The organism is Mesorhizobium sp. M1E.F.Ca.ET.063.01.1.1 (assembly GCF_003998155.1).
Taxonomy (GTDB): domain Bacteria; phylum Pseudomonadota; class Alphaproteobacteria; order Rhizobiales; family Rhizobiaceae; genus Mesorhizobium.
In genome coordinates, this window is sequence record NZ_RZSC01000189.1 from 1 (window position 1) to 9280 (window position 9280).

Genomic DNA, 9280 nt, shown 5'->3' on the forward strand with positions numbered 1-9280 from the left:
GATCTATGGCGAGGACACGCACGACATCTGGTTGAAGGCGCTGATGGACTATGGCTGGCTGGGCTTCGTCTCGTTCCTGACGTTGACCTTGTGGACGATCGCCGCCGGCTTCCGCATCCTGCTGCGCGACCGACCCTGGCAGCCCTACCTGCTTTGCGCCTATGTCGCCTATCTCGGCAATATCGGGCTCGGCACCTTCATCGACATCGACCACTGGCGCCATCTCTATCTGCTGCTCGGCCTGATCTGGGGTGCGATCGCGCTGGAGTACCGGCATCAGAAGCAATTGCAGTTGGTAAGGTCGGTGCAGGTGGCTGCAATTTCATCGGTAAGATAACCGCCGAATTCGGTTGACCCGCACCGGGTTATCACGATACATCGCCACCCGGTCCGGAGTGTAGCGCAGCCCGGTAGCGCACTTGACTGGGGGTCAAGGGGTCGTCGGTTCGAATCCGGCCACTCCGACCATTTTAAGCCTCGAGACTTGGCCCCCCCAAATCCCTTCCGTCAATCGAGAGCAATCCTGCCGTTGCGGAAGAGCGTGTCCTTGATCTGGCTGTCTTCCGGATAGTGGTAGTGATTGGCGACAAACAACAACGCCTCTTTCTGGGCCGCGTTTATTGCGCCGCTAAGAACGCGTCGATTAGTGTTTCGGTGCCCACTGCCACGCAGCCGCAGCCACCGAGGCCGCACATGGGGCAGGTACCAGGCGTTCCGGTCATCGTGGCGCAAGCGAAGAGGAGATTTAAGGCGCGCCGCGCATGCCAGCTTTCTCTTCTTACCAATTTCCCCTCCGGTTCTGCGCCGCACTATTGAGCGCGTGAGAAGTGGATCGATCGAAGCTGTCGACGCAGGCCGCATCGACGTCTGCTTTGGTCAAGCCGATGTCGCGCAGATGGAAGTTGGACAGGTGACCGAGCGAGCGCTCTATGTCGCGGCGCATCCGCCATTCATGGACAAGGGCCAGCAGGCGTTCGAGCGGCCGGCCACGAAAAGTACCCGGCATGCGGAGTGCGGTCCAGCCTAGCGTCGTTTGCGTCATATTATGCCTAGCCATGATAACCTCCGTTGGTCGGGGATGCTCGAATGACGATCACCATGACGGTGGAAGGCGGGCAGGCGCTAGGGCAGCTTCGTCAGCGTTCCGCTTCAGATTGTGAACTGGCTCTGGACCTCCACAGGGTCTAACTTGCGGCAAAGGAGAGTTCAGTCATGCCGGGACGGCCTTACGGACTGATCTGCCCTATCGCGTGCGCCTGCGAGATCCCTGGAACCGCGCTGGACGATCCAAATCCTGACTGAGCTCTGGAACGGCTCGACCCGTTTCAACGACATTCGCAAGGGACTGGGCAACATCTCGTCCGCCCTCTTGTCGAGGCGGCTCAAGGAGATGGAAGCGTTGGGCCTGGTCGAGCGCATCGAGGACAAGGCGAAGGGTACGGTCGACTATTTCCGCACCAAGAAGGCGATCAACCTCGAGCCGGCGATGAACGCGCTGGCGGAATGGGCGCAATGCAACATCGAGGCGGAGATCGCGCTCAGCGGTGCGGATGCTTCGACCATCATGTGGGGCGTGCGACGAAAGATCGACCTCGCCGAATTGCCGCGGCGGCGCGCCGTCATCCGCTTCCATTTCCGCGACGATCCCCCACCGAAGTATCCCCATTACTGGCTTGTGGTCGAGTCAGGCGCGGAATTGCCCGAGTTATGCTCGCTCGACCCCGGCCGGGATGTCGACCTTTACGTCGAGACAGGAGTTGTTTCGCTTGGGGTCATCATCGAGGGCCGTTCCAACGTGGAACGCGAGATAGAAAGAGGCGGCCTTTTCCTGAGCGGCGACGCCGGTCTTGCCCGCAGCATGGACCGTTGGCTGCGAACCTCGGTCTATGCGGCGTTCGAGGGAATTGTCCCGCTTTCTTGAAAACCACGGTGAGACTGTCGCCTCACGCCTGAAGGGTCGTTCGTAGCCGTGCTGCGCCCAGCAAAGACATGTCGGCGGACGGCGAAGGGCTTATCCGGAGGACACCGGGCCCTGACCGCGATGACGAGTTCGCTCCAGGCTAGGAGCAAGCCTCGAGAACGCGGCTTCCAGCCCGCCCGTAACTGCCGCTCCACCTCCATAACTTATGAAGAGATCAAATACCTGCTCATTCAGACTTCCCTTCGTCGAGTAAGCTGTGCGCAGTTCCTCGAAAGATCTTTCGGGCGAAGCGCGCGCCGTTTCCGATAAGCCCGCAAACAGATGTGCGAGGAAATCGCGAGCGTGCTCGTTGAGCATACCCTTCGCCATCATCCAGCGCGCGATAACATCAAGAAATCCAAAGTAAGTTCCCATGAGGCAACACGCCGCGCCGAACAACTCGAACTCCGCAGCGTCGCGCGCCTCAACGACCGAGCCGAGCGAGGAGAACAGTTCGGTGACGACGGAATCGCCTGGAAATATCGCGGTCACACCATGCAAGTCGGCAACAAGAGGAACCGGGATTGCACGGCAGAGTCCTGGTATGCCATGGGTCCATTCCGAGAGCTCTTCCAATTGGAGGCCCGCCACAAAGCTCACAACCCGTTGACCTGGGTGAAATTCTAGCCTTGCAACGATGTCATTCGCGACTTGCGGCCGAACCGCGAGAAACACGATGTCGGAGGAATCAACAACCCTTTGGTTATCACGAGCAACTCGGACGAGTTGATGAAGCGCTGCCAAGCGAGCAGCCACCTCGGCGTTGCGCGGCGACACCGCAATGCCCTCAAGGTCGTTCCCTGCCTTAACCAAGCCTCTGACGACGCTCTCTGTGATTGCACCCGTTCCGACGAATCCCAATTTCATTTTGATCTCCTGAGCGAGGTGGCCAGACCTCGAAGAATGGTCCAGCACAAACACGTGTTAGCTCTTGGTCATCTTGGTCGGTTGACCACGACACCGCCTCATCTCGCTTCGTGGTGTGCCGACCGTGTCCTAACGACTTGCCGCGATTGAACTTGTGCCCGGCGGTGCGAAAAAGCACGTCCACCTGAATCTCTGATAGGCTTCGAACTTCATGTGGGGGGCGATCGTTCGGTAAAACGTCATCAGACGCTCGCAAATATGATACCGATCATCCGGCGCGGGCTGGACGCGATCTCTAGGAATAAACCACTCAGCTTCTTGCGGCTCATTCAGGTAGGTGGGACGCGGCATCCTCACAAAATAACCGTCTTTGGTCATCCTGACGTTGCTGGAATCGATTGGGTGGCAATCCTTATTGCCGCAGCAGTCATAACGAAGAACGGGATCAGTCTTCCCGGTGTACCAATCGTGAGCGTTCGCCTCGCCGGCTAAGACAAGCCACGTCAATGCAGTAGTGATTTGGAACTGCACCATGAATTAGCCCTCGCATTTGCCTATCATATTAGTATGTGCTAATCTAGAACGAAATCGTATCGTCCAGCAGAGAAGTCCAAGGCCACTTGGCGTGTCCGCGCGAAGGGTGCCGTGGCTGGTGACGACTTCGGTCACCGCAAGGGGGAGGCCCTTCGATGCAAGTGGTCAGCACGCGACGACGCGCAGGGCTGGCGGGCTTGATGGCCACGGCTGCGGCGCTGGAGAGTGGTTCTGCGTTAGCGCACAGCGCCGATCGGGCCTGGACCTATCTATCAAACGCCCTCGGCCATCGCTGCATCTATCAGTCGGACTTTCTCAACCTGATCCGGGATAAATCATGATCTGGCCATTTGGCGGGGGCGGCGGCGCCCTCGGGTTGGACGCTATCATCGCCGCAGCGTGTGCCTTCGGAGTGCCGACGGCATCGGCACATAGCTGGTACGAAAAACAGTGCTGCGAGGACGAGCATTGCGAGCCGATGGCGGATGGCGCCGTTCGCGAAACAAGCAAGGGCTTCAAGGTGCCGTCCGGTGAGTTGCTGCCTTATGGGGACAGCAGGGTTCGTCAGTCACACGACATGCGTTACCATTGGTGCCATGACCAAAAAGCAACGGTAACCCGGCATCGTGAAATACCATTTGGTCCTGACACTACGATCTGCCTGTACGTGCCGCCTAAGTCATCCTGACATTCAGTACAGCTAGCCCTATCGCAAAAACCCGCTGCGATGAACTTGCATCAATCGGCCCGCGCCACTCCAACGGCTATTCCTTCGCCAATGGCAAGGCCCCCGATACCAAGCGCATCGTCACCGTCCCGACGATCTGTTGGGAAAATTGCCCGGTGATCTTGGACTGCCACAAAAAGCGTCAGGCCCGTGTAGCCTGACATCTCGAAGACGCCGCCCACATTTTCGATCGCTCCATTGCTCAGCATATACGACGCCATCATGCGCGAGAGGCCGTTGCGGCCGAGGCCGACAATCTCGTTGATGTGGATGAGACCGTTTGAGGAGTCGACGAGCGGCCCCTCTCTTGCCCTTAGCTGCCCGTCGCGGCATTGCGCCCGGAACTTTCCGGCAAGGGGTGGAGTTGTCGGGAGAAGTCGTAGTCGGCGATGTTCCGAGTCGACACGACAGCCCCCGCCAGGACGTCCTTTCATGCCGAGCTGACCAATCTACTCACTCACTGGACACTTGGAATCCGGATAAGGTTCGAATCCGGCCACTCCGACCATTTTAAGCCTCGAGACTTGGCCCCCCAAAATCCTTCTTCACCAATCGCCTACTGGCACACATCGACCCAATCGGCGCCGACCAGCTCGGCCATCCTTTGCGGTGCGATGCGCACGGCGGCGTTGGTGGCGCCGGCGGCGGGGACGACCTCGTCGAAGGCTCTGAGCGTCACGTCGCAATAGACCGGCAGCGGCTCCGGCAGGCCGAAGGGGCAGACGCCGCCCGGCGGGTGGCTGGTCGCCTCCAGAACCTGTTCGCCGTCGAGCATGCGCGGCTTGCCGCCAAGGGTGTCCTTGCACTTGCGGTTGTCGAGCCTGGCGGTGCCGCTGGTCACGACCAGCATGGTCTGATCACCGACGCGCAGGCAGATGGTCTTGGCGATTTGCGCCGGCATCACGCCATGCGCCTCCGCCGCCAACACCACCGTCGCCGAGCTTGCTTCGGTGACCAGGACCTCGATGTCGGGCGCATGTTCGGCAAAGAAGGCGCGGACCGATTCCAAGCTCATGAGCGAACCTCGTCAGACTGATGGAGGCGCTGCCGAATCGCAGCGCCGACAGTGATTGCCACACGGTGTCCCGGCTGTTGGCAAGGGCCAGGGACTGTGCGTCGACGGCGCAAAAAAGCCCGCCAGGCGGGACCGTGGCGGGCTTTTCATGTGGACGCTTGGGCGCCCTTATTGTTGTGTAGGCCGGCTCTCCGGGGCCGGCACCGTGATCAATTCCTCCTCCGGCATCTGCAGCGCGGAAGCGATACGCCTGAGCTTGGCGGGATCGGCGTCCTTGCCGTCCTCGATGTCGACGATCTCGCCCACGGCAAGGCCGCAGGTCAAGGAGAGCTCCTCGATCGTATATCCCCTCGTTTCGCGCGCGGCTTTCAGCGGATTGAGGCCGGACGCGGCAATGATGTTGTTCGAAACAGCGTTTCGTGCGGTGTTGGGCATGGCAACTCCTTGGGATGAAACAAAACTGATGAAATGTGGCGTTGCCTGAGACGGCCGGGAGAATGGCCGTTAACAGGTGATTTGCCAAGAGGGACCGTTGCGGCCGTCACGCCATCGTGAAGCGGGTGTTCCCGGTCGGAGGCCGCTGGCCTCCAACATGTAAGGTGGCGCGGCGCGCAATCAAGTTCTTTTGAAGCGCCGAAAGTCGATCTCGCCGGCATTTTGCCTGCTCCAATTCGTTAGGGTTCTATCACTGATCGACGGCGGGCGGCGTCAAAACCCTTTTGAAGGATCGGATGCCATGAAACTGAAGCTATTCGCGATCGTGCTCGGCACGATTTCAGGCCTTGCGAGCGCGGCGCAGGCCGACACGGTACGCGTGCGCGGCACGGTGGTCGACCTCGCCGGAACAGCGCTGACGGTGAAAGCCCGCGACGGCAAGACCGATACGGTCACCCTTTCCCCCGATTGGATGATCTCCGGCGTCGCCAAGGCATCGGCCTCCGACATCAAGCAGGGCGATTTCCTTGGCATCGCATCGGTATCCAAGGCCGATGGCGGCAGCGGCGCGCTGGAGGTCGTGATCTTCCCCGCCGCGCTGAAGGGCACCGGTGAAGGCGACCGCGATTGGGATTTGCAACCCAACAGCCGGATGACCAACGGCACGGTCGCCGACGTGGCCGAGATAAACGGCCGGACCGTGACGCTCACCTACAGCAATGGCCAAAAGAAGCAGATCGCGATTCCGCAATCGACGCCGATCGTGACCTTCGCGACCGCCAGGCCGGCGGACCTCAAGCCGGGTGTCGCGGTATTCGTCTCCGCCGAACGCGGCGGCGACGGAAAGCTTGTTTCGCGCCGGGTCGTGGTCGGGAATCACGGCATCGCCCCGCCGATGTGATGCGAAGAAGCTGGCGTGTCGGCCAGCGTGTTCCAAAAGATCATGATGCCGCGGGGTGCTCTGCGCGTCCGAAAGGGTGCGCAGAGCACCGGGTTTAGCCGGAAACAATCCAGAAACAAAAATCTATAGTCCGGAAAAATTGTCGAAAAAAACCAGGAGGATAGTCCCGATCGCGAGGCTTGGGTCACCGATTTGGTCCGGTGAATTCCGGAACGCCCGCGTAAAAAGGAAACGAAGTCATGAAGAAGTCCCTCCTCTCCGCGCTCGGGCTGGCCCTGGCCCTGGCGTTCACGATGCCGATCCTTGGCGCGACTAGCGCCGATGCCGCTCCGGTGAAGAAGCATCACCATCATCATCGTCATCACTACAAGCATCACCGCACGCACCACCATCATCGTCACCACCACAAGAAGGTGGTTGCGAAGAAGGCCTGACCCTCCCCTCCTGCCGATGGGAAGGCCGGCCTTCGCTCGTTGACCGGGTGCGGTCTTCCCATCGTATTTGCGCTTTGCGGGGCATGCTTGCTTTGAGCAGCTACAGCCCCTGATGGAACGCGCCGCCGAGATCGACCCTCTTATTTGCAGTCCCGGGCCTCTTGCCCGCCCCGGTATGTGCCGCAATTCCGACTGGGCGCCAGGCGCAGCCGGATGGAGCCCTACGCCGGGGGTGCCGCTGGCCAGACCATGTCTCAGGCCGCAAGCGAAATCGACGCCTGACACCTTCCAAAGCGATGCCCACATATGCCCGGCGATAAAATCGCATGGGACATGAACCTTCCCCATCAAGCGGTCATGGACGCCACGAAGGCGCTCCTCAACCCAACCGGGACGCCAGGAACGCGATCCCGACAACCAATGGAAGGAAATGCTCAAATGACCGACTTCAAGCGTATCTCGCTCGCCGCCGCCCTCGTCGTCTCGGCTTTCGGCTCGACCTCGGCGCCGGCCTTCGCCGGCACGCATCCCACCGGCGACGGCGGCGCGGTCTGCAAGGGCTCGGGCTCCTGTCTGGTCCTGCAGATCGACTGCAAAGGCACCTACACCGACGCCACCGACAAGAACGGCACCGTTTACGGCAAGTGCAGCCAGGTCATGAAGGTCGACCCGAAGACCCGGCTCAAGCTCGCGAACTGATCGAGGCCAGAGCCTATTCCATCCCGATGAAATCGGGATGGGGCTCTATCTCTCGGTTTGAGCATGATCTTTTCCGGAAACCGGATTCCACTTTTCGGGATCATGCTCCGTGGCACGGAAATGGCGGCCGTCGCGAACGGCCGCCATTTCTGTTGTTGGCAACCCCGGAGAAAGTCAACGCCGGCTGATGAGGAGGCCGGCCAGCAGCCCGACCAGGACCAGCCCTACCGCTGCCGCTGTGGCCGGATGGTTGCGCGCGGTGCGCTCCAGCGCCCTGCCCCTGCGCCTGATTGCCGGCAATGCCTCATGGAGACGATCGGCAAGCTGCGAATAATAGTCGGACGTCGCCTCGCGGCCGTCCTCGTAATAGGCGTCGCCGCGTTTGGCCAAGGCTTTCCTGAGATCGTCGAGTTGATGCGAGAGCGCCGCAAACTGCTTGTCCAGATCATGATCTGTCGCGAACAACGCCATACCTCTGTCCTTCTCTTCCCAGAGAAGGCCTAAACGCATGGGCGCAACGGCAGTTCCGGCTTTCAGAGACGCTGACAGCTCAAGTCCGCAAGGACCGGCAACGGAAGCTCAACGCACCTGGTCGAGTAGGCGCTTGCACTCCAGGAGGTCGAAGAGCGCCTCCTGCAGCAAAGCCCGGTTGTCGCGCGACAGTTTCGAGGAGTCCGGCTGTACCGGACCTTCGTCGTCGCCCTTGCCGAGGCCGAAGAAGCGGCGGCTGGGCTTCACCTTGGGCTGGCCGACAAGCGCATCCTCGTCGCCGCGCGGCTGGGCGGCCGCAGTCAGCGGCACCTGCTCGGCCTGCCGGCGTTGCGCGATCGCCTCGACGGCGGCCATGTCGCCATTGCCGATGGCGACCAGGAAATGGTTGCCGTTCTCGCGCAAAAGCTTCTGCACGCCTTTGATCGTGTAGCCCTGATCGTAGAGCATATGCCTTATGCCCTTGATCAGCTCGACATCCTGCGGCCGGTAATAACGGCGGCCGCCACCACGCTTCATCGGCTTGATCTGGTTGAAACGCGTTTCCCAGAAACGCAGCACATGCTGCGGCAGGTCGAGATCTTCCGCGACTTCGCTGATGGTGCGGAACGCATCGGGGCTTTTGTCCATGGGCGAATCCTCACGCTGGACGGCGATTCGGGACCTATGCCGAATCGGGCCTTATTTCAGCGATTTATGAAACGATATTCAAGCCCGACGTCAAAGCGGTCGACGGTTTTCAACCATATTTGCCGGCGCGCTATTTGCCGCCCTTGGCCTTGCTGTTCTGGTGCGAGCGCAGGATGCGGTTCTTCAGCACGTTCGACGATTTGAAGGTCATCACCCGGCGGGGCAGAATCGGCACTTCTTCGCCGGTCTTCGGATTGCGGCCGATACGCTCATTCTTGGAGCGAACATGGAACGTTGCAAAAGACGACAGCTTCACCGTCTCGCCGCGAACGATGGCTTCGCAAATTTCATCCAGAACGGCCTCGACGAGCTCGGCCGATTCAGTTCGCGACAAACCAACCTTGCGATAAACGGCTTCGGCAAGGTCGGCACGCGTAAGTGTCTTTCCCCCCATGCAACCGTCCCATCAGCTCAAAAAAACGTAAATCGATACAGCCAGCGGCAGAGCCTAAGTAATTGATCCGTCAAGGTCAAGGACCGAACCCACGCGTTCGGCACTTACCAGCGGAGCAATACCGCGCCCCAGGTG

Annotated in this window: 14 protein-coding genes, 1 tRNA gene and 1 pseudogene; 8 read left to right on the forward strand and 8 right to left on the reverse strand. The window is 60.4% G+C overall.

Translation table 11 applies throughout. From position 1 onward, the window contains the following. Positions 1-337 (forward strand): annotated as a pseudogene (locus tag EOA29_RS15545) (hypothetical protein); the annotation flags it as partial. Positions 338-391: 54 nt separating this feature from the next. Beyond that, positions 392-468 (forward strand) — tRNA-Pro (locus tag EOA29_RS15550). A gap of 310 nt (positions 469-778) precedes the next feature. Here the strand turns inward: EOA29_RS15550 and EOA29_RS15555 are convergent. Beyond that, positions 779-1006 (reverse strand): DUF1127 domain-containing protein, encoded by a 228-nt coding sequence (locus EOA29_RS15555; RefSeq protein ID WP_189350097.1) that lies wholly within the window; start codon positions 1004-1006, stop codon positions 779-781. A gap of 261 nt (positions 1007-1267) precedes the next feature. On the opposite strand from EOA29_RS15555, the gene EOA29_RS15560 reads away from it, so the two are divergent. After that, positions 1268-1921, forward strand: coding sequence for a helix-turn-helix domain-containing protein (locus tag EOA29_RS15560; protein ID WP_126094208.1), 654 nt, complete (start codon positions 1268-1270; stop codon positions 1919-1921). A 90-nt stretch (positions 1922-2011) separates the two neighbouring features. Here the strand turns inward: EOA29_RS15560 and EOA29_RS15565 are convergent, their stop codons facing one another. After that, positions 2012-2827: a pyrroline-5-carboxylate reductase gene (locus EOA29_RS15565; RefSeq protein ID WP_126094209.1), complete on the reverse strand. Its 816-nt coding sequence runs from the start codon at positions 2825-2827 to the stop codon at positions 2012-2014. A 689-nt stretch (positions 2828-3516) separates the two neighbouring features. Here EOA29_RS15565 and EOA29_RS15570 point away from each other — a divergent pair. Further along, positions 3517-3702, forward strand: coding sequence for a hypothetical protein (locus EOA29_RS15570; RefSeq protein ID WP_126094210.1), 186 nt, complete (start codon positions 3517-3519; stop codon positions 3700-3702). Then, positions 3699-4049 carry a hypothetical protein gene (locus tag EOA29_RS15575; RefSeq protein ID WP_126094211.1) on the forward strand — a complete coding sequence of 117 codons (351 nt, stop codon included), beginning with the start codon at positions 3699-3701 and terminating at the stop codon, positions 4047-4049. Before EOA29_RS15570 ends, EOA29_RS15575 begins: the two co-directional genes overlap by 4 nt. A 50-nt stretch (positions 4050-4099) precedes the next feature. Here EOA29_RS15575 and EOA29_RS15580 read toward each other — a convergent pair whose 3' ends face one another. The 3 genes from EOA29_RS15580 to EOA29_RS15590 all read right to left on the reverse strand — a co-directional run bounded on the left by EOA29_RS15580 (position 4100) and on the right by EOA29_RS15590 (position 5538). After that, on the reverse strand, positions 4100-4297 hold the full coding sequence (locus EOA29_RS15580) for a hypothetical protein (RefSeq protein ID WP_127221109.1): 198 nt from the start codon (positions 4295-4297) through the stop codon (positions 4100-4102). Positions 4298-4644: 347 nt separating this feature from the next. After that, the gene (locus EOA29_RS15585; RefSeq protein ID WP_126094213.1) at positions 4645-5103 is read right to left on the reverse strand and encodes a YbaK/EbsC family protein; all 459 of its coding nucleotides are present in this window, start codon (positions 5101-5103) and stop codon (positions 4645-4647) included. 168 nt (positions 5104-5271) lie between these two features. Continuing rightward, positions 5272-5538 (reverse strand): helix-turn-helix transcriptional regulator, encoded by a 267-nt coding sequence (locus EOA29_RS15590; protein ID WP_126094214.1) that lies wholly within the window; start codon positions 5536-5538, stop codon positions 5272-5274. A 301-nt stretch (positions 5539-5839) separates the two neighbouring features. Here EOA29_RS15590 and EOA29_RS15595 point away from each other — a divergent pair, with 301 nt between their 5' ends. The 3 genes from EOA29_RS15595 (at position 5840) to EOA29_RS15605 (ending at position 7572) form a co-directional block, all read left to right on the forward strand. Next, positions 5840-6439 (forward strand): hypothetical protein, encoded by a 600-nt coding sequence (locus tag EOA29_RS15595; RefSeq protein ID WP_126094215.1) that lies wholly within the window; start codon positions 5840-5842, stop codon positions 6437-6439. Positions 6440-6678: 239 nt separating this feature from the next. Continuing rightward, a complete protein-coding gene (locus EOA29_RS15600) occupies positions 6679-6873 on the forward strand; it encodes a hypothetical protein (RefSeq protein ID WP_126094216.1) in 195 nt (64 codons plus the stop codon). Positions 6874-7311: 438 nt separating this feature from the next. Continuing rightward, positions 7312-7572 carry a hypothetical protein gene (locus tag EOA29_RS15605; RefSeq protein ID WP_126094217.1) on the forward strand — a complete coding sequence of 87 codons (261 nt, stop codon included), beginning with the start codon at positions 7312-7314 and terminating at the stop codon, positions 7570-7572. A gap of 174 nt (positions 7573-7746) precedes the next feature. On the opposite strand, the gene EOA29_RS15610 is transcribed toward EOA29_RS15605, so the two are convergent. The 3 genes from EOA29_RS15610 to EOA29_RS15620 form a co-directional block, all read right to left on the reverse strand. Continuing rightward, positions 7747-8043: a DUF883 family protein gene (locus EOA29_RS15610; RefSeq protein WP_126094218.1), complete on the reverse strand. Its 297-nt coding sequence runs from the start codon at positions 8041-8043 to the stop codon at positions 7747-7749. A gap of 108 nt (positions 8044-8151) precedes the next feature. Further along, a complete protein-coding gene (locus EOA29_RS15615; protein ID WP_067000781.1) occupies positions 8152-8691 on the reverse strand; it encodes a MerR family transcriptional regulator in 540 nt (179 codons plus the stop codon). Positions 8692-8821: 130 nt separating this feature from the next. Next, entirely contained in the window at positions 8822-9145 is a 324-nt protein-coding gene (locus tag EOA29_RS15620) for an integration host factor subunit alpha (RefSeq protein ID WP_010915609.1), read from the reverse strand. Between the last annotated feature and the right edge of the window lie 135 nt (positions 9146-9280).